Annotated in this window: 14 protein-coding genes and 4 tRNA genes; 6 read left to right on the top strand and 12 right to left on the bottom strand. The window is 58.9% G+C overall.

The genetic code is table 11. From position 1 onward, the window contains the following. The first annotated feature begins 79 nt into the window (after positions 1–79). On the top strand, positions 80–1,870 hold the full coding sequence (locus tag KVG88_RS12005; RefSeq protein ID WP_217871442.1) for a bifunctional diguanylate cyclase/phosphodiesterase: 1,791 nt from the start codon (positions 80–82) through the stop codon (positions 1,868–1,870). Between the two features lie 62 nt (positions 1,871–1,932). On the opposite strand, the gene KVG88_RS12000 is transcribed toward KVG88_RS12005, so the two are convergent. The 7 genes from KVG88_RS12000 to bamJ form a co-directional block, all read right to left on the bottom strand. Further along, a complete protein-coding gene (locus tag KVG88_RS12000; RefSeq protein ID WP_217871441.1) occupies positions 1,933–2,292 on the bottom strand; it encodes a hypothetical protein in 360 nt (119 codons plus the stop codon). Continuing rightward, positions 2,289–7,055, bottom strand: a complete 4,767-nt coding sequence (locus tag KVG88_RS11995) for an RHS repeat-associated core domain-containing protein (protein WP_217871440.1) — start codon at positions 7,053–7,055, stop codon at positions 2,289–2,291. The genes KVG88_RS12000 and KVG88_RS11995 overlap by 4 nt, the downstream gene beginning before the upstream one ends. 209 nt (positions 7,056–7,264) lie before the next feature. Further along, positions 7,265–7,672 (bottom strand): SEL1-like repeat protein, encoded by a 408-nt coding sequence (locus KVG88_RS11990; RefSeq protein WP_217871439.1) that lies wholly within the window; start codon positions 7,670–7,672, stop codon positions 7,265–7,267. Further along, entirely contained in the window at positions 7,673–8,044 is a 372-nt protein-coding gene (locus tag KVG88_RS11985) for a hypothetical protein (protein WP_003223109.1), read from the bottom strand. Further along, on the bottom strand, positions 8,041–8,382 hold the full coding sequence (locus KVG88_RS11980; protein WP_150702808.1) for a helix-turn-helix domain-containing protein: 342 nt from the start codon (positions 8,380–8,382) through the stop codon (positions 8,041–8,043). The genes KVG88_RS11985 and KVG88_RS11980 overlap by 4 nt, the downstream gene beginning before the upstream one ends. Before the next feature lie 117 nt (positions 8,383–8,499). Continuing rightward, a complete protein-coding gene (locus KVG88_RS11975) occupies positions 8,500–8,952 on the bottom strand; it encodes a YkvA family protein (protein WP_150702807.1) in 453 nt (150 codons plus the stop codon). A gap of 293 nt (positions 8,953–9,245) precedes the next feature. After that, positions 9,246–9,959: a BamJ family beta-barrel-assembly machinery protein gene (bamJ, locus tag KVG88_RS11970; RefSeq protein ID WP_217871438.1), complete on the bottom strand. Its 714-nt coding sequence runs from the start codon at positions 9,957–9,959 to the stop codon at positions 9,246–9,248. A 267-nt stretch (positions 9,960–10,226) separates the two neighbouring features. Between bamJ and KVG88_RS11965 the strand changes: the two genes are divergently transcribed. Both KVG88_RS11965 and KVG88_RS11960 read left to right on the top strand, forming a co-directional pair. Further along, entirely contained in the window at positions 10,227–12,035 is a 1,809-nt protein-coding gene (locus KVG88_RS11965) for a di-heme-cytochrome C peroxidase (RefSeq protein WP_217871436.1), read from the top strand. Then, positions 12,032–13,201: a catalase family protein gene (locus tag KVG88_RS11960; RefSeq protein ID WP_217871435.1), complete on the top strand. Its 1,170-nt coding sequence runs from the start codon at positions 12,032–12,034 to the stop codon at positions 13,199–13,201. Before KVG88_RS11965 ends, KVG88_RS11960 begins: the two co-directional genes overlap by 4 nt. Positions 13,202–13,332: 131 nt before the next feature. Here the strand turns inward: KVG88_RS11960 and KVG88_RS11955 are convergent. The 4 genes from KVG88_RS11955 to KVG88_RS11940 all read right to left on the bottom strand — a co-directional run bounded on the left by KVG88_RS11955 (position 13,333) and on the right by KVG88_RS11940 (position 13,859). Then, positions 13,333–13,409 (bottom strand) — tRNA-Asp (locus tag KVG88_RS11955). 15 nt (positions 13,410–13,424) lie between these two features. Further along, positions 13,425–13,500: transfer RNA gene (locus KVG88_RS11950), tRNA-Val, on the bottom strand. Positions 13,501–13,687: 187 nt separating this feature from the next. Continuing rightward, positions 13,688–13,764 (bottom strand) — tRNA-Asp (locus KVG88_RS11945). Positions 13,765–13,783: 19 nt separating this feature from the next. After that, positions 13,784–13,859, bottom strand: a tRNA-Val gene (locus tag KVG88_RS11940). A 159-nt stretch (positions 13,860–14,018) separates the two neighbouring features. On the opposite strand from KVG88_RS11940, the gene rdgC reads away from it, so the two are divergent. The 3 genes from rdgC to sugE all read left to right on the top strand — a co-directional run bounded on the left by rdgC (position 14,019) and on the right by sugE (position 16,498). Beyond that, on the top strand, positions 14,019–14,939 hold the full coding sequence (rdgC, locus tag KVG88_RS11935) for a recombination-associated protein RdgC (protein ID WP_008060875.1): 921 nt from the start codon (positions 14,019–14,021) through the stop codon (positions 14,937–14,939). A 159-nt stretch (positions 14,940–15,098) separates the two neighbouring features. Then, on the top strand, positions 15,099–16,064 hold the full coding sequence (locus tag KVG88_RS11930; protein WP_217871433.1) for a bile acid:sodium symporter family protein: 966 nt from the start codon (positions 15,099–15,101) through the stop codon (positions 16,062–16,064). Between the two features lie 119 nt (positions 16,065–16,183). Then, positions 16,184–16,498 carry a quaternary ammonium compound efflux SMR transporter SugE gene (sugE, locus tag KVG88_RS11925; protein ID WP_217871432.1) on the top strand — a complete coding sequence of 105 codons (315 nt, stop codon included), beginning with the start codon at positions 16,184–16,186 and terminating at the stop codon, positions 16,496–16,498. Between the two features lie 122 nt (positions 16,499–16,620). Here the strand turns inward: sugE and KVG88_RS11920 are convergent, their stop codons facing one another. Beyond that, positions 16,621–18,489 carry an MFS transporter gene (locus KVG88_RS11920; protein ID WP_217871431.1) on the bottom strand — a complete coding sequence of 623 codons (1,869 nt, stop codon included), beginning with the start codon at positions 18,487–18,489 and terminating at the stop codon, positions 16,621–16,623. Positions 18,490–18,497: the final 8 nt, after the last annotated feature.

The raw sequence follows: 18,497 nt of genomic DNA, 5'->3' as shown, positions 1-18,497 counted from the left end.
TCTGTCGTGAAATATAGGGCTGGGCGTGCTCTCTTTATCGAGAGCCCACCCAGCCCTTTTTTTATCGCCAGAGATCGCCATGACCACAACCGAACAGCTGAGTGCATTGAGCTCAATTCTGACTCAAGGCGGTTTACACAGCCTGTTCCAGCCCATCATCAGCCTCTCTGAGCGACGGATTCTGGGCTACGAAGCCCTCAGTCGCGGCCCCTCCAACAGCCCGCTGCACTCCCCTATCACATTGTTCGCCGTCGCCCGCCAGGCCGGACGCTTGAGCGAACTGGAAATCGCCTGTCGGCAGAGTGCTTGCCGACGTTTCAACGAGCAGCAGTTGCCCGGCAAGCTGTTCCTCAATGTGTCGCCCGAATCCCTCCTCGAAGCCGCGCATCAACCGGGCCGTACCCTGCAACTGCTGCAGGACTTCGGCATACCGCCGAACCAGGTGGTGATCGAACTCACTGAACAAACCCCGATCGACGACTTCCAGTTGCTGCAAACCGCGCTGCATCACTATCGGGCGATGGGGTTTTCGATTGCCCTGGACGACTTGGGAGCGGGTTATTCAAGCTTGCGCCTGTGGTCGGAGTTGCGACCGGATTACGTGAAAATCGACCGGCATTTCATCGACGGCATTCATCAGGATGCCCTCAAGCGCGAATTCGTGGGCTCGATCCTGCAAATTGCCAAGGCGTCGCGGGCGCTGGTGATCGCGGAAGGTATAGAGCTGCCGGAAGAATTGGCGGTATTGACCGAGATGGGCGTCGATCTGGTTCAGGGCTATCTGCTTTGCCGGCCGCAGGAGCATCCGCCCAAGGATGCCCGGACCTTGATGCCAAGACAGGACAGCACGGCCGTGGTGCTGAGCGAAGAAGCCAGCGACCTCAGTGCCCTGCTCAACGACCAGCCGGCCGTGGACCGCGATACCCCCACCGCCACGGTACTCGAAGCCTTCCGCCGCCAGGCCAACCTCAACTCACTGGCGGTGCTGGATGAACGCGGCCAGCCCTGTGGCATCGTCCACCGGCATTCGCTCTCCGACGCGCTGCTCAAGCCGTTTGCCACTGACCTGTTCGCCCGCAAACCCATCAGCCGTTTGATGAACGATGACTTTCTGGCTGTGGAGATGAGCCAATCGCTGCAACAGGTCAGCCGCTTGATCACCAGCCGCGCCCGGCAACGCATTGAAGAAGATTTCATCATCACCCTCAACGGCGGCTACCTGGGCCTGGGGCGGGTGATCGATGTGCTCAAGCTCATCACTGAGCTGAAAATCCAACAGGCCCGCTACGCCAACCCGCTGACCCTGTTGCCGGGCAACGTACCGATCCAGCAATGCCTCACGCGGCTGTTGCAGCAGAAGCGCGAATCGGTAATTTGCTACGTCGACATCGACAGCTTCAAACCCTTCAACGACATCTACGGCTACGGTCGGGGTGATGAAGTCTTGCTGTGCCTGGCGCAATGCCTGAACGACCGCGTCGACCCCTCCCGCGACTTCGTTGGCCACATCGGCGGTGATGATTTCCTGCTGGTGCTCGGCCCGGAAGACTGGGGTAAACGTCTGAATCAGCTATTGGACGACTTCCAGAGCCAGTGCCGCCGCTTCTACCGTCCCGAACACCTCGAAGCCGGCTGCTTCATCGCCCCCAACCGCCAAGGTATGCGCCAGGAGTTCCCGCTGCTGTCGCTGTCCATCGGCGTGGTGCACCTGCACCCCGAGGCCTGCGGGGAAATCGATGCCAGCCAGTTGGCAGAAATGGCCTCACAGGCTAAACACCACGCGAAGAATGTGCCGGGGTATAGCGTGCATGTGATTGATAGCCTCACTGCCCCTGACCTTCATTCACCTCAGGTCATAGGCCAACGCTGATTTTCCGAACACCACAACTCCCCCGCGAAATGACTAGCTCAATCAGTCTAACTGTTTCGGCTTTACCCCGCCTTTGGGTCTTCGTTGTGATACTTCAATAAGCAACTTAATAAAACCTGCATAAACTGACGTTGATCCTCTACATCATCATCAAAATAGGTTGTAATTTTTGTGAATACAGCATCAAAACTGTCACCAACCTCCAAGTAGTATTTCAGAGTGTCAATACACCACTCGCGCTCCTGAAAATTATAAGAAAGAAACTCAGGCCTCATAAGAATATCGAACAATTCAGCAAGCTCTTCCTTGTCATTGACATTCTTAGAGACAATGATCTTTTCACGAGCATCGTTGTGAGTATTTTCTATATCAAATAGAAAGAGCAGACCACGCAGAACAAAATATTCAGGCTTACGTTTCATTCCATAAATTCCGTATAAGAGGTTATCGGCTGAGCTACACCATCAAGGATTACTATCGCATGTGTTTGCTGTCCGTAAACTACTCCCCCCCTTTTGTACCCCTCACCAACGACCTTACCCATATCCATCGGTTCCTTCGACGCCATTTGCCCATTTCGCCTGAAAATAAGCTGAGCACGATGTATGGCATTCAGCTGGTCTCGATAACTAAAAAAATGAGTGGCCGCACTGGGTATTTTTGGCTGCCCTGCTCGTCTCCCGTTGGTGTAAACCTCAATGTTTCCAGTTGTTGGGTTTCTTCCCGTAATTGAACGTTCCTGCTGAGAGGCCAGCGTGGTTTGTTTGCCATGTTTCTCTAAAAAGTGTGCGCCTTGCGTGGCTTTCTCCATCTCGTCCAAACGCCGATAAGCATTCTCCTCCGCTAGCTCATCAATCCTCGCCCGCCGTTGCTCTGCCGACATTTTCGGTAGTGCAGGCTCCCCCACATCAACCTTAACCTCAACAACATCATCCGGCGCCGAACACCCCGGCCTATTCCCCCCTGGACAATTCCCACTCAACCCCAGCGGATCCACCCACCCCGTCGGGTTCGGCGTGTAGCGGTAGGCATTCAACCCACCCGCCAGCTTCACCGGATCCGGCGTCAGATAACGTCCCGTATCCGGGTGGTAATAACGATGGCGGTTGTAGTGCAGCCCACTCTCAGCATCGAAGTACTGCCCCTGAAATCGCAGCGGTTGTTCCAGCTGTTCGCCGCCGCCGTGGCTGAGCTGGCTGAGTTTTCCGTAGGCGCTGTACTTCGCTGACCAGACGATCTCGCCGCTGTAGTCGGTCAGTTCCTGCGGGGTGCCGAGGTGGTCGAGGTGGTAGTAGAACGGGCAGGCGTTTTTCGGGCCGTGGCCGTCCAGCAGTGCCAAGGGGCGGAAGCTGCCGGGTTCGTAGACGTAGCCGCGGTAGTGCCCGGGGCTGCTTTCGGCGATGAGGTGGTCGCCTTGCCAGAAAAACGCGGTGGTCTGGCCGTCGACGGTTTTGTCGATACGCCGGCCGAAGGCGTCGTAGCGGTAGGCCGTTTCTTGGCCGTCGGGCGCGGTGAAGCGGATCAGGCGGTGCTGGCTGTCGTAGGTGTAGGCGGTGACGGTCTCGCCGCGGCGTTCGCGGATCAGGTTGCCGTAGGCGTCGTAGTCGTAATGCCGGTCGGCGTGGCGCAGCAGGCGGTTGCCCTTGAGGTGCCAGGGGCCGGGGCGATCGTGGATCAGCAGGTTGCCGGCCGGGTCGTGGCTGAAGTTCTCCGGGTCTTGATCGCGGGCATGGCGCACGCCGGTCAGGCGGTCGAGCGGGTCGTACTGGTAGCGGCGTTCGCCGTGACGGGTGTCGTTGACCTGTGCGAGGTTGCCGTTGGCGCTGTAGGCATAATCGCGGCGATACAGTGGACGTTGCTGTTGGCTGACGGCGTGGGCTTGCAAACGGCCCTGGTCGTCGTAGGCAAAGTCGCTGTGCAGTAGGCCTTGTTGGCGTTGTTGTTCTCTGCCCCCGACAAAGGTGTGGGCGGTCAGCCGCGAACCATTGAGGTCGATCGCCGTCAGCGACCCACCTTGCGCGCGGTGATATTCAAGACGACTGTTGTCCGGCAAGCGCAGGTGCTTGAGCTGGCCGCAGGCGTCATAGCCATAACGCAACGTGCCCCAGCCCTGATGCTCGGTGATCAGCCGGTCATGGGCGTCGTATTCGAACTCCAGCGGATGATCCTGACCGTCGTCGACACTGACCAGCCGCCCCAGCCCGTCGTAGCGGTAGTCGACCTTGAGCCCGTCGGGCAGGGTCTTGACCAACAGGCGTCCGGCCGCATCACGCAGGTAAGCGGTGACGCGCTGCGAGCCGTCATCGCCGAACTCGGTTTTCTCCAACAACTGGCCGTTGAGGTCGTAGGCATACGCCGTACGGCGACCGTCGAAACCGGTTTCTGCCTGAATCAAACCGCTGGGCGTGTAGTCCAGCCGATAGCGCTCGCCAGACTCGTTCTCGATCTCGGTCAGCAGCAGCTGCGCATGCTCGTAGCGGTACTTCAGTTCGCTGCCGTCAGGGTTGATCCGTCGGCTGACCAGGTGCAGATCGTCAGCGTATTCAAAACGCGTGACCCGCCCCAGCTCATCGGTTTCGGCGGTAACCTGGCCATAGGCGTTGTAGCTGAAACGACGACTGGCCCCGCTCGGCAGCGTGCTTTGCAGTAGACGTCCAAGCGCGTCCCACTGATAACGGCTGACAGCGCCGTGTTCGTCCTGAAACGTAATCCGCCGCCCAAGCGCATCGTAGGAAAACTGCCGCCGCCCACCGTCGGGCAAGGTTTCCGCGAGCAGTTGTCCAAGGCCGTTCCACTCAAACAGATGGCGGCTGTGGTCCGGATAACGAATCGCCAGCAACCGGCCCTGAGCGTCGTACTCGTGATAGGTGCTCTGGTCGTCGGGATCGATCAGCCAGGTGACATCGCCCTGGGCATTACGCTGGTAGGTCCACTTGGCCCGGCCGCGATAACGGGCGTGCAGGAAACCGTTGCGATACTCGTAGGACGTCGGCTCGTCTTCCGGCGGAATCAGCGCGATCAAGCGCCCGAGTTCGTCGTAGCGGTATTCGGTGACGGCACCGAGCGCGTCCTGCTCGGCGATCAAACGGCCCTGGGCGTCATAGGCCTTGCGCTGCTCGCCACCGTCGGCCGCGACCCGCCGCACCAACCGCGCCCGGTCATCGTGGACGTAGGTTTCTTCGCTGCCATCAGCGTGCTTGAGCAACACGCTGCCGTCGTCGTCCCAGCGATAACGGGTGTCCATCTGCGCAAACGAGGCCCAGTGCCGGGCACAGCGCACCGCTTTACCGCTGCGTTCCCACTCCCAGTAAAAACTCGCGCCACCGGCCAGTTGCCGCTGCAAAATGACGTGCTGTTCGTCGTAGTCGTAGCGCTCACTTTCGCCCGCCGCATTACTCGCTTCGATCAGCCGCCAGCGGGCGTCGTAGCGATAAGTCACCAGTGTCTGCTCGGTGCGCCAGCCCTCGTCGGTCGGGTGGAAACGCTGATAGTCGACCGCGATCAGGTGCTGGCGGTCGTAGCGCAAAAACAGGCAGCGACCGGCGCCGTTATCGAGCCGTTGAATGCGTCCAGACACGTCGCGCTGTACGCCCAGACGATTGTCGTAGGCATCGCTGATCGCGCTCAGGCCGCCATCACGAAAGTGATAAAACCGCGCCGATTCACCCGCCAACGCAACAATCAACTCTTCCGCCGCATCGCCCAGATAAATCGCCGCGCGCGACAAACTGTTATGGATCGCCGGACGCGTCAGGCTCGGCAGCGGAAACGGTGTGCGACGGTTTTCCGCGTCGATCCACACCACGGATTCGCCATCGATTTCCAGGCGCTGGGCCAGCGAATGGCTCCAGCCAAAACCGAGGCCGCTGTCGAGTTCGACGGCGCTGGTGCGATAAAGGCGGGTGAATTCGAATGGCAGCAAACCATCCAGAAAACCATCGCTGAGGGTCAGCAGTTCTTCGCCAGTGACCAGCGACACCGGGCAGCCGTGGGTGGCGGTGCGCTCGGCTGAATCGGCGCTGTCGCCGTTGGGGTTTTTGGCCTGGGCCGGGGCGTCGTCGAAGGGTTCGTGCTTTTTCACTGCGCTGTTTTGGCGAGCATTCCAACGCAGCTGCATCCGGCCTTTTTTCAGCCCCGCCGTGGCACCCCGCGCAGCGAGTTTCTTGTAGCGGTCGACGTAACCGCTGAAGCTATCCAGGATCTTGAACAACGCATTGACCAGCCGCGTCACCGCACCGATCAGCTGTGCGCCACGCCCGGCTAAACGCATCGCCAGATAGGCAACACCTGCCCCTGCCGTGGCGAAGGTCAGGACAACGGCGATCAGGATGTCGATCAGCAACTCGACCACGACTTTCGACAGCGCTTCAGCGGTGTTCCCGGCGATGGCGCTGGGCGGGAGCATTTCCAGCCAGAGACTGGCCGTGCGCAACAGCAAACACAGCGCTGCTTCATCACTGGCCAGCAGCTGGATTTTTGCCATCGTCTGCGGCGTTTTTTCGGCCAACGCCTTCAAGCGCTCGACGCCAGCGCCCAGTCGCTCAACAAATTTGCCCGGATCCTGAAGTATCTCCGACAGCAGATTGATGCTGTCCCACACCCCTTCTATCGCGGCCCAACTGCCGGCCAATAAGCCGTTGCCTACGGCAGTCAGAGGCGAGTTCGACCATTGCGGTTTGTACCCTTCCCACTCTTTACGCAGCCACGTTTCCAGTGCATTGCCGAGGCCGTCGTACGCAGTAAAAAGCGCATCGACCTGCTGCGGCGTCACTTCACTCTGGACCCGCACGCGGTAGAACTTGCCCGCCTCGCCCTGGAACTGCCCCTTGCCGTTTTCATCGAGGGTGATCGTGGTCGACTTGCCGTCCTCGACCGCAATCACATCGACCTCAATGCCCCCCAGAGGAATGTCATGCACCGATTCGAACTGGCTCTCGATCTGCAGAACCCCGCCCTGCGGACACTGCGCAACCGTCGACATGAAGTCATCGTCACCGGTGCTGACTACCGTGCTGGTGTTGCCCAGTTTGATGACCCGTTCCATGCCCATTAGCGATGGCATGTCGGTGGCGTGGCTGACCTTGTCAGCGGCGTGAATGAACCAGCGTTTGAGCTGTTGGCGATAGAGCGTCAGGGTGTCCGGGAAGCTGTCGAGCTCGTGCTCGATGCGGGCGATGTGCTCCATCAACCCACCGAAATGTCAGGGGCCACATAAAAAACCGGGTCGAACATAAGCAATCCTTCGCGCAGGAAATTGGGCGCAATGGACTTTGCGGGGGTTCAGCGAGGAAAGAAGTCAGGGAAGGATGATGTTGATGTAGGGCGATTCGCTAAAACGAAAACGTGGCGTAGGGATCAGTCCCTACGCCACGTTTTTCAATTGAAAAGTCTCGTTCACTTCAAAGAGTCGCGGGAGACCAGCTCCTTCAACTTGATCTCTGCCAGCGGATGCCCGGCCTTCACGGCAATGCCCCAGAAGCGCGCCGCCTCTGCTGGATCCGGCGCTTTGCTCGGCGTGCCGGCGAGACTGAGCACGCCCACCTGATAGGCCGCTTTGCCATCCCCGGCCAGTGCCGCCAGACGCAGCAAGCGCACACCTTCTTCGCGAGCCCCCAGACCGACGCCGCGGAAGGTCAGGATGTGCCCGTAGAAGCTCTGGGCGCCGACATCGCCCAGGTTCGCCATGCGGGCGAACTGGCCTTCGAGCCACTTCCAGCCGCGCGGTTGGCGCACGAACCATGACCAGTGAAACAGCCTGCGCGCCAGCCAGTAACCGACCCGCGCCTTGAGTCGAAGAAACACTCAGGCTTCCGCCGATTCCGGGTACTCGTATTCGAAAACGCGCACCACTTCCGAGGCGTGCCACGACGCGGCAGCAACGCCATCGGATGGCCCGGAAAAGCGCCCCAGCCGCTCGACACATTCAAAGAATCCAGTGCGAGGCAAACGACTGGCACCCTGGCTGATCACCAGCGAACTGCGCAACGGTTGCTCGGCCTTGGCGTCCAGCGCGGCCAGGTGTTCAAGCGCCGCGGTCAGGGTTTGCATGGCGGGCGTCGGCAACTGCAAGCGCTCCAGCAATGCCCGATAAGTCAGCAAGTGACGCTGACGACGCGCTTGATCCAGTTCGCCCAGCAATCCGTCCCAGTGTTGACGACTGATGCGTACGCTCACGATTCATCCCTCCACCCTGGCACCGTCAACTCCCAGGCCAGACTGCGGCGAATTGCGGCGTCGGGCAGACGCTCGCCACTTTCGATCATGGCCAGATAAGACGGGCTGATGCCTACCGTGCGGGCCAGCGCCTCGATGGCGATGCCCTTCCCTTCGCGCAAACTGCGTAGTTGATCAAGACCTGGAAGAATCGGGTCCTGGGTTGTCGCTGACGGCGCCGGGGCCGCACGCGACGGTGCTTCATTGATGCCTGCCGCTTTCAGAAGAGCCTGATACTGAGCCCATGGCAGAACCGCGTATTCGGGCTCGCCTTCGCGTGTAATTATCTGAATATCCATGACTACCCCGTAGGACAACAACACTTAGCGAGTCGGCACTTTTCCCTAGAAGTGTAATCCTAACAGCGGCTAAGGTCGCGGGGGGTATCTATCTGAGGATGAGACTGAATCGAGGCGCTATTTTTTAGGGCCCTGAAGGTGAAGTTGCTCCGGCGAATCAGGCAGACGCTCGACCACTGCAAGCTTCTCCGGCACTTGGCGTTTGCGCCAGGCACGGAACGCATTGAGCTCATCGTCGAGGACTTTCATCAGCCAGGCGAGTACGGCGATGTCGTCGATCATGCCGAACAGCGGCAGAAAATCCGGAATCGCATCCACCGGGCTGAGGAAGTACATCAAGCCGGCCACCACCGAAACCAACGCTTTTGGACTGATGGCTCGGTACTCGCCGCGCCAGTACGCCAGGCAAAGTGCCTGCAACAGGCGTAAATCGTCCTTGAGCTTGCCCAACCGGTTGCCTTGGCTGGCACCTTTGCTGGCCACCGCGAACAACAAGGTCGGCAAACGCCCACGAGCAATCAAGCGTCCGGCCAGTGGCAAGAAACGAGCGAAACTCCAGGGTGCTTTCATCATTCCTCCCACGCAAATGTTATCCACACAAATTGTGGATAACCTTGTGAACAGACCTGCTTTTCACGGCTGAGAGCCCCGAAATACAAGGGCTGCGCTCAGATCGGGCGTTTTTTACTCATCGAAAAAAACCCAATATTTCATTGACTTGAAGGTCCCGCGCGGTTAGCAGCGGTCCTACATTGGCTATGACTCCAGCCTACAGCATCTGTTCGCTTTGTTTACCCACACCAGATGCCAGATGCAACAACGCCCCGCATAAGCGAGGCGTTGTTTTTGAAACAGGCGCCGAATTACTTGGCTGCGCCTTCTTTTGCCGGATCTTTGATCGCCAGCAGTTCCAGGTCGAATACCAGCACCGAGTTGGCTGGGATGGCCGGGCTTGGGCTCTGAGCGCCGTAAGCCAGTTCGCTAGGAATGTACAACTTGTACTTCTCGCCAACGTGCATCAGTTGCAGACCTTCGACCCAACCCGGGATCACACCGCTGACCGGCAGATCGATCGGGCTGCCGCGCTCGACGGAGCTGTCGAATACGGTGCCATTGGTCAGCTTGCCGGTGTAGTGAACGGTCACTACATCAGTCGGCTTAGGCTGAGCGCCATCGGCTTTCTTTTCCACTTCGTACTGCAAGCCCGAAGCGGTGGTCACTACGCCAGCTTTCTTGGCGTTTTCTTCGAGGAACTTCTTGCCGGCAGCTGCCGACTCTTCGCTCATCTTGGCCATACGTTCTTCGGCACGCTTTTGCAGTGCGGCGAACGCTTCAACCAATTCTTCGTCTTTGAGCTTCTGTTCTTTTTTGCCGACGGCATCTTCGATGCCCTGGGCTACGGCTTTGGAATCCAGGTCATCCATGCCTTCCTGAGCCAGGCTCTTGCCCATGTTCAGGCCAATGCCGTAGGAAGCTTTTTGCGCCGGGGTTTTCAGCTCTACGCTGGTCTGCGAGTCGCAACCCGCAAGTACCAGGCTAACCAGGGCAACCGCCGCCGCCAACCGATGCTGTTTCATGCTATTTCCTTGTTCATGCGCCGAAAGGGCAATCGAGTAAAGCCGCGAGCTTATCAGGCCGCCACGACCAATGGCTACCGGCATGAGAGCCAGAGTTTTCCGATAAGTTCAGGTGTTTAAACGCATTTGCAGATGAGGATGATGAAACTTCTGTCAGATTGATCTGAAGGAGGCAGTTTTGCCCTCACGACATCTGGCGTAATGGCCTCTTGCCGCTAATTGGCCACTCAGGCATAACGGAGGAATAAATCGACAAGGACGTTCATCTTGCGCCTACTCTACCGCTTGCTGGTTGTGGTCATTGTTCTGTTGGCGGCTGGCCTGAGCGTGCTCCTGTACTACGTCGCCAACCCGAAACTCCCCTTCTATACGCCTGCGCAGCAGGTGCATTACCTGAACCAGTGGACGGAAGAAGAGCGACAAACCTATTACTTCACGCCTCAAGGCACACAGGTCAAAGGCCTGCGCTACGAGTGGTTTCAGGCCTTGGAGCTGCCGTTCTCGCAACAGCGTTTCGCCTCCCCCGAGTACCTCGCTCGCTTCGGTTTTTTGATTGATCCCCAGCAAAAAGCCACGCCGAACAATCCCGGCAACTTGCCCGTAGGCTTCGCCCGGCACCGGAACCCCGGGAGCCCGGAGCAATATCTGGACATAACTTGCGCCGCTTGCCACACCGGTGAACTGCGCTTCAACGGCCAGTCGGTGCGCATCGATGGCGGCTCGGCGCAGCATGTTATGCCTTCCAGCGTTCCTACCCTGCGCGGCGGCAGTTTCGGACAGGCATTGGTCGCCAGCCTGACGTCTACGTACTACAACCCTTGGAAGTTCGAACGTTTCGCCCGTCAGGTACTGGGCGAAAACTATGATGCGGCGCATAAACAGCTGCGTGCGGACTTCAAAAAGTCACTGAACACTTTCATCAAAGTTGCCTGGAACGATACCCATCGCGGCCTATACCCCACCGAGGAAGGCCCTGGCCGCACCGATGCCTTTGGAAGAATTGCCAATGCGACGTTCGGCGACGCCATTTCGCCGGTCAACTATCGCATCGCCAACGCCCCCGTGGATTATCCACAGCTTTGGGACATGTGGACCTTCGACTGGGTGCAATGGAACGGCTCCGCGCAACAGCCGATGGCGCGCAATATCGGCGAAGCATTGGGCGTTGGCGCCACCTTGAACTTCTTCGATGCCAACGGCCAGCCGCTGCAAGGCGACGCGCGCTATGCCTCCAGCGTTCGCGTGCGCGATCTGCATGCGATCGAAGAAACCCTGCAGCGCCTGAAACCTCCCGCCTGGCCGGAAGCGTTGTTGGGCGTTGTCGATAAAACACTGGCAGCCAAGGGCCGCACGCTGTTTGCCGAAAACTGCGCTGGCTGCCACGTCCCGCGCAAGACTCAGGAAGGTGAGCGCTGGGTGCAACACCTGCACATGCTGCCCGTGAGTGACATCGGCACCGATCCGGGCGCAGCCAACAACATCGCCAATCACCGGTTTGACCTGACCGCGCTGCAATGGAATCTAGCGGAGCTCGATCAAATGGACGTGAAGTTGCACCCCACGCCCACTGAACCGCTGGACCTCAGTCAGCTGTCAGTGGCCAAAGGCCTGGCCTATGTAACGGCTTTCGTCGAACAGCGCGCCTATCGTGAGGCCAATGTCACCCCGCAGGAAAAGCCTCGGCTCGATGGTTTCGGCCTGCCCATCGGCGTGCGCGAGAAAGTTGCCTACAAGGCCCGGCCACTCGCCGGGGTGTGGGCCACAGCGCCCTTTCTGCACAACGGCTCGGTACCAAGCCTATATCAGTTGTTGTCGCCTCAAGATGAACGCGCCACCACCTTCTATAAAGGCACTTTCGAGTACGACCCACGGCATTTGGGCTATCGCACCGAAGCGTTCACCAACGGATTCCTGTTCGATACCCGCATCACCGGCAACCACAACAGTGGCCATGAATTCCGCGCCGGAGAGCGTGGCAGAGGCGTTATCGGCCGGCTCTTGCTGCCCGAAGAACGCTGGGCGCTGTTGGAGTATTTGAAAGTATTGGGCGGCCCGCTGGAGGCGCAACTGCCATGATCATGACCACCTTCAAAAAGGATCTGCCCTTGGCCGCCCGACTGTGGTTGCGACTGGGTCGGCTGCTCGGTAAAACCCTGCTGATTGTGCTCGGTGCGGGCCTGCTCATCTGGGCATTGGCTGCCGCATGGTTCGCCTGGCAGCATCGCGGACCGGTGTCTGCGCTGGAACAGATTCCCGATGGCGAATCAGCCATGACCCAGGACGTGATCCAGACAGCTGTGCGCATTGTCGATCAACACCGTGAAAGCACCCGTTACCTGCGCGATGCCCACGCCAAGGCCCACGGCTGCGTAAAAGCCCAAGTACAGGTGCTGCCGCAATTGGCGCAGGAACTGCGCCAGGGTGTGTTCAGTGAACCGGGCAAGGTTTGGCAGGCCACGGTGCGTCTGTCCAACGGTAATGCCTATCCCCAATTCGACAGCATGCGCGACGCCCGAGGCATGGCGATCAAATTGCTCGATGTGGCGGGGGCGCCGTTGCTTGCAGACCGTCAGGGGCAACACGAACAGGATTTTGTGATGTTCAGCCACCCGAATTTCTTTGTCAGCGATGTTGCCGAGTATCGGCAGAATGTCGCCGCGCAGGCCAATGGCCAAAAAATCATGGCGTTCTTTCCGGACTGGGACCCGCGAACCTGGCAGATCCGCCATCTGTTTATTGCGCTGGCGACGCTGTCCCCGCCGCCAGAGAGCCCGACGCAAACCACTTACTTCTCTGTGTCGCCGTACAAATTCGGCGAGGCTAACGCGAAGTTTCGGGTGATGCCGGATCCGGATAATTGCCCGGCCTACGCTTTGCCCAAGCAAAATCGGGATCTGCCGAACTTTCTGCGCAATGCGTTGAGTCAGCAATTGTCCACGGACCGGGTGCCGGCGTGTTTTGCCCTGCAGATCCAGCGCCAGGATGCGAACAAGTACATGCCGATCGAGGACACCAGTATCGAATGGCGCGAACAGGACTCACCCTTCGAGACGGTGGCGCGGATGACCTTGCCGCCGCAGGATTTCGATACGCCGGCGCAGAATCTGCAATGCGACAACCTGTCGTTCAACCCGTGGTTTGGTCTGGAGGCGCATCGGCCGATCGGCGGTATCAATCGCTTGCGCAAAGCCGTTTACGAGGCGATCAGCGACTACCGCCATGCACGTAATACAGGAACGTAGCAGCCGGCTTCGCCTGCTGCGACAACGTATGTTCGAGGTGACTCTGAGCAAAACGCCAGACAGCAAAAAGCCCGCATTAAGCGGGCTTTCTGTGTGGTGACCTGGCGTTCAGCGTTCCAGGTTACCGAATATGGCGCAGCGGACGGGACTCGAACCCGCGACCCCCGGCGTGACAGGCCGGTATTCTAACCGACTGAACTACCGCTGCGCGTAGCGTTGAAAGTGGTGGGTGATGACGGGATCGAACCGCCGACATTCTGCTTGTAAGGCAGACGCTCTCCCAGCTGAGCTAATCACCCTTTACCTTCGTTGCGGGGCACATTATGCCACAGGTTTTTATAAAGTGTTGATTTAATTGAAGTTTTTTCAAATAAATCTAAAAACCGGTGAAACGATGCAACCTGCAGGAACTTCTTTCATAAAAAAACCCGCCTTAGCGGGTTTTTCCGTGGTGACCTGGCGTTCAGTGTTCCAGGTTACCGAATATGGCGCAGCGGACGGGACTCGAACCCGCGACCCCCGGCGTGACAGGCCGGTATTCTAACCGACTGAACTACCGCTGCGCGTAACACTGAAAACGAATGGTGGGTGATGACGGGATCGAACCGCCGACATTCTGCTTGTAAGGCAGACGCTCTCCCAGCTGAGCTAATCACCCTTCGCTTCGGTGTGGCGCGCATTCTACGGAGCACCCCTACCTCTGGCAAGCACTTTTTAAAATAATTTTCCGAGGCCTTCCAAAGGCTTAGAGAAAGGTTGGCCTATGGCACGGCGAAGTCAATAATGCCCCCCTTTGTATAAAGGAGAGACTCACCCCATGTGGTTCAAAAACCTGCTTATCTATCGCCTGACCCAAGATCTGCCTGTTGATGCCGAGGCGTTGGAAACTGCACTGGCCACCAAACTGGCGCGCCCATGTGCAAGCCAGGAGTTGACCACCTACGGTTTCGTCGCACCGTTCGGCAAGGGCGAAGATGCGCCGCTGGTACATGTCAGCGGTGATTTCCTGCTGATCAGCGCGCGCAAGGAAGAACGCATCCTGCCAGGCAGCGTCGTGCGTGACGCGGTGAAGGAAAAGGTCGAAGAGATCGAAGCCGAGCAAATGCGCAAGGTCTATAAGAAGGAACGCGACCAGATCAAGGATGAAATCATCCAGGCGTTCCTGCCGCGTGCTTTTATTCGTCGCTCGTCGACATTCGCCGCCATCGCACCGAAACAAGGCCTGATCCTGGTCAACTCGGCCAGCCCGAAACGCGCCGAAGACTTGCTGTCGACCCTGCGCGAAGTGATCGGCACTCTGCCGGTGCGCCCGCTGACCGTGAAGATGTCCCCGACGGCGACCATGACCGAATGGGTCACTACGCAAAAAGCTGCCGACGATTTCTTCGTACTGGACGAGTGCGAACTGCGCGATACCCACGAAGACGGCGGCATTGTGCGTTGCAAGCGCCAGGACCTGACCAGCGAAGAGATCCAACTGCACCTGAGCACCGGCAAAGTGGTCACTCAATTGTCGCTGGCCTGGCAGGACAAGCTGTCCTTCGTGCTCGACGACAAAATGGTGGTCAAGCGCCTGAAGTTTGAAGACCTGCTGCAAGACCAGGCCGAACAGGACGGCGGCGACGAAGCCCTCGGCCAACTGGATGCCAGCTTCACCCTGATGATGCTGACCTTCGGCGATTTCCTGCCGGCGCTGGTTGAAGCGCTGGGTGGCGAAGAGACTCCGCAGGGGATCTGATTTCTTTTCCCGGATAGTCGACGCCTTTAAAAGATCGCAGCCTGCGGCAACTCCTACATCGGATGCGTTTTCCTGTAGGAACTGCCGTAGGCTGCGATCTTTTTTTGCCAGCAGCGTATGCTTAGCTCCCTAACGCTTTCACATAATAAGGATCAAGCCATGCGCGCACTGGCTGCATTAAGTCGTTTTGTCGGCAACACCTTCGCTTACTGGGTACTGATTTTCGCGGTCGTGGCGTTCCTGCAACCGGCATGGTTCATCGGCCTCAAGGGCGCCATCGTGCCGTTGCTGGGGCTGGTGATGTTCGGCATGGGCCTTACGCTCAAACTCGAAGACTTCGCCGAAGTCGCCCGCCACCCGTGGCGCGTGGCATTGGGCGTGGTTGCGCATTTCGTGATCATGCCTGGGGTGGCGTGGTTGCTGTGCCAGGCATTCCATTTGCCGCCGGAAATCGCCGTCGGTGTGATTCTGGTGGGCTGCTGCCCGAGCGGCACGTCGTCGAACGTGATGACCTGGCTGGCCCGTGGCGATCTGGCACTCTCGGTGGCCATCGCGGCCGTCACCACCCTCCTCGCCCCGCTGCTGACCCCGGCGCTTATCTGGCTGCTGGCTTCGGCGTGGTTGCCGGTGTCGTTCATGGAGTTGTTCTGGTCGATCCTGCAAGTGGTGCTGCTGCCGATCGTGTTGGGCGTGGTTTCCCAGCGCCTGCTCGGCGACAAGGTGCGTCATGCCGTGGACGTGCTGCCACTGGTCTCGGTGGTGAGCATCGTGATTATCGTCACGGCCGTCGTCGCCGCCAGCCAGGCGAAAATCGCCGAATCGGGCTTGCTGATCATGGCCGTGGTCATGCTGCACAACAGTTTCGGTTACCTGCTGGGTTACTTCACCGGTCGCGTATTCAAGCTGCCATTGGCTCAGCGAAAATCCCTGGCCCTGGAAGTCGGCATGCAAAACTCCGGTTTGGGCGCCGCCCTGGCCAGTGCGCACTTCTCGCCGCTGGCGGCGGTGCCGAGCGCGTTGTTCAGCGTCTGGCACAATATTTCCGGAGCGCTGCTCTCGACGTATTTCCGTCGTATGAGTGAGAAACAAGATCGCGAAGTCGCTGCACAACAAACCACGGACTGATCCGAAAACTTGATCCCCGGATTAATGCTGGGCACTATATTGCGCAACGCGGGGACGACCTCGCGGCTCGATCGAGTCATTAATCTGGGGACGACCCCGTCACACGATGGAGGTCTCTCTTGTCCTGGATCATTCTGTTTTTCGCCGGCCTGTTCGAGGTCGGCTGGGCCGTCGGCCTGAAATACACCGACGGGTTCAGCCGCCCGTTCCCCACTGCCCTCACCGTCGCGGCCATGGCGATCAGCCTTGGTTTGCTGGGCCTTGCCATGAAGGAGTTGCCGCTGGGCACGGCCTATGCGATCTGGACCGGTGTGGGTGCTGTCGGCACCGTGATTGCCGGGATCATTCTGTTTGGTGAGTCGATGGCATTGTTTCGACTGGCCAGTGTGGCGTTGATTATTGCCGGGTTGGTTGGGCTCAAAGTCAGCGCTTAAGCGACTGGCCCCATCGCGGGCAAGCCCGCTCCCACAGGTTCTGTATCGTGTACCGATACTGTGAACGACCTAGATCACTGTGGGAGCGGGCTCGCCCGCGATAGGGCCGGCACAGACACCAACTATCTAACAGCGCCCCGCAATTCTCCCACCACCCGCTGCAACTCCGCAGGCTCAGCCGCTTCAACAGCCGGTCCCGCCACCAACGTCACCCGCGACCACAACCGGCGAAACAATCCCTTGCCCGGATCGCGGCTGAAGAAGCTCCCCCACAACCCCTGCAAGGCCAAAGGGATCACCGGCACCGGCGTTTCTTCGAGAATCCGCGTGAGCCCGCCCTTAAACTCGTTGATTTCGCCATCGGCAGTCAATTTGCCCTCGGGGAAGATGCACACCAACTCGCCGTCCTTCAGATAACGGGCGATGCGCGTGAAGGCCTGTTCGTAAATCTGGATATCTTCCTGGCGTCCGGCAATCGGAATCGTGCCTGCGGTGCGAAAGATAAAATTCAGCACCGGCAGGTTGTAGATTTTGTAGTACATGACAAAGCGAATCGGCCGACGCACCGCACCGCCAATCAGCAAGGCATCGACGAACGACACGTGGTTGCACACCAGCAACGCGGCGCCTTCATCGGGAATCAATTCCAGATTGCGGTGTTCGACACGGTACATGGAATGGCTGAGCAGCCAGATCATGAAACGCATGGTGAACTCGGGGACAATCTTGAAGATGTAGGCATTCACGCCAATGTTGAGCAGCGACACCACGAGGAACAATTGCGGGATCGACAGTTTGGCCAGGCTCAGCAGGATGATCGAAACGATCGCTGAGATCACCATGAACAATGCGTTGAGAATGTTGTTGGCGGCAATCACTCGCGCCCGTTCGTTCTCGGCGGTGCGTGACTGGATCAGCGCGTACAGCGGCACGATGTAGAAACCACCGAAAATGCCGAGGCCGAGGATGTCGAGCAACACCAGCCAGGTATGGCCAAAGCCGAGAATTTCGAGCCAGCCATGGCCCGCAACACTGTCCGGGATTCCGCCGGAATGCCACCACAGCAGCAAACCGAACACGGTCAGGCCGAACGAACCGAACGGCACCAGGCCGATTTCGACTTTGCGCCCCGAAAGTCTCTCGCAGAGCATCGAGCCCACGGCGATACCGACCGAAAACACTGTGAGAATCAGCGTGACCACAGTTTCGTCGCCGTGCATCCACTCCTTGGCGTAGGCCGGGATTTGCGTCAGATAAATCGCCCCGACAAACCAGAACCACGAGTTGCCGACAATGGAACGCGACACCGCCGGGGTTTGCCCCAGCCCCAGCTTCAACGTGGCCCAGGACTGGCTGAAGATGTTCCAGTTCAGGCGCATTTCCGGGGTTGCCGCTGCGGCCCGCGGAATACTGCGGCTGGCCAGGTAGCCGAGCACGGCGATGCCGATAATCGCAGTAGACACCACCGGAGCGTAGTGACTGGAAGACATCATGATCCCGGCGCCGATGGTCCCCGCGAGAATCGCCAGGAAAGTGCCCATCTCCACCAGACCGTTGCCTCCCACCAGTTCATCTTCATGCAGCGCTTGCGGCAGGATCGAATACTTCACCGGCCCGAACAGCGCCGAGTGCGTGCCCATGGCGAACAGCGCCACCAGCATCAGCGACAGGTGATCGAACATGAAGCCGACCGCACCGACCGCCATGATGGCGATTTCACCAAGCTTGATCAGGCGGATCAACGCGTCCTTGGCGAATTTCTCCCCGAATTGCCCGGCCAGCGCCGAGAACAGGAAAAACGGCAGGATGAACAGCAGCGCACACAAATTGACCCAGATCGAACGGTCACCGTCGATGGTGAGCTTGTACAGGATGGCGAGGATCAACGACTGCTTGAAGATGTTGTCGTTGAACGCCCCGAGGGACTGGGTCACGAAGAACGGCAGGAAGCGCCGTGTGCGCAGCAAGGTGAACTGTGAGGGGTGACTCATCTTCCATG

The sequence above is a fragment of the Pseudomonas azerbaijanoccidentalis genome, from assembly GCF_019145495.1.
Lineage (GTDB): Bacteria > Pseudomonadota > Gammaproteobacteria > Pseudomonadales > Pseudomonadaceae > Aquipseudomonas > Aquipseudomonas azerbaijanoccidentalis.
The sequence above is the reverse complement of the archived record's forward strand: the minus strand, read 5'-3'. Positions and strand labels throughout refer to the sequence as shown.

Bases quoted from the DNA above. Each gene is read 5' to 3' on its own strand.
- KVG88_RS12005 (WP_217871442.1), top strand. From the start codon at position 80: ATGACCACAACCGAACAGCTGAGTGCATTGAGCTCAATTCTGACTCAA.
- KVG88_RS12000 (WP_217871441.1), bottom strand. From the start codon at position 2,292: ATGAAACGTAAGCCTGAATATTTTGTTCTGCGTGGTCTGCTCTTTCTA.
- KVG88_RS11995 (WP_217871440.1), bottom strand. From the start codon at position 7,055: ATGGAGCACATCGCCCGCATCGAGCACGAGCTCGACAGCTTCCCGGAC.
- KVG88_RS11980 (WP_150702808.1), bottom strand. From the start codon at position 8,382: ATGGATATTCAGATAATTACACGCGAAGGCGAGCCCGAATACGCGGTT.
- KVG88_RS11975 (WP_150702807.1), bottom strand. From the start codon at position 8,952: ATGAAAGCACCCTGGAGTTTCGCTCGTTTCTTGCCACTGGCCGGACGC.
- bamJ (WP_217871438.1), bottom strand. From the start codon at position 9,959: ATGAAACAGCATCGGTTGGCGGCGGCGGTTGCCCTGGTTAGCCTGGTA.
- KVG88_RS11960 (WP_217871435.1), top strand. From the start codon at position 12,032: ATGATCATGACCACCTTCAAAAAGGATCTGCCCTTGGCCGCCCGACTG.
- rdgC (WP_008060875.1), top strand. From the start codon at position 14,019: ATGTGGTTCAAAAACCTGCTTATCTATCGCCTGACCCAAGATCTGCCT.
- KVG88_RS11930 (WP_217871433.1), top strand. From the start codon at position 15,099: ATGCGCGCACTGGCTGCATTAAGTCGTTTTGTCGGCAACACCTTCGCT.
- KVG88_RS11920 (WP_217871431.1), bottom strand. From the start codon at position 18,489: ATGAGTCACCCCTCACAGTTCACCTTGCTGCGCACACGGCGCTTCCTG.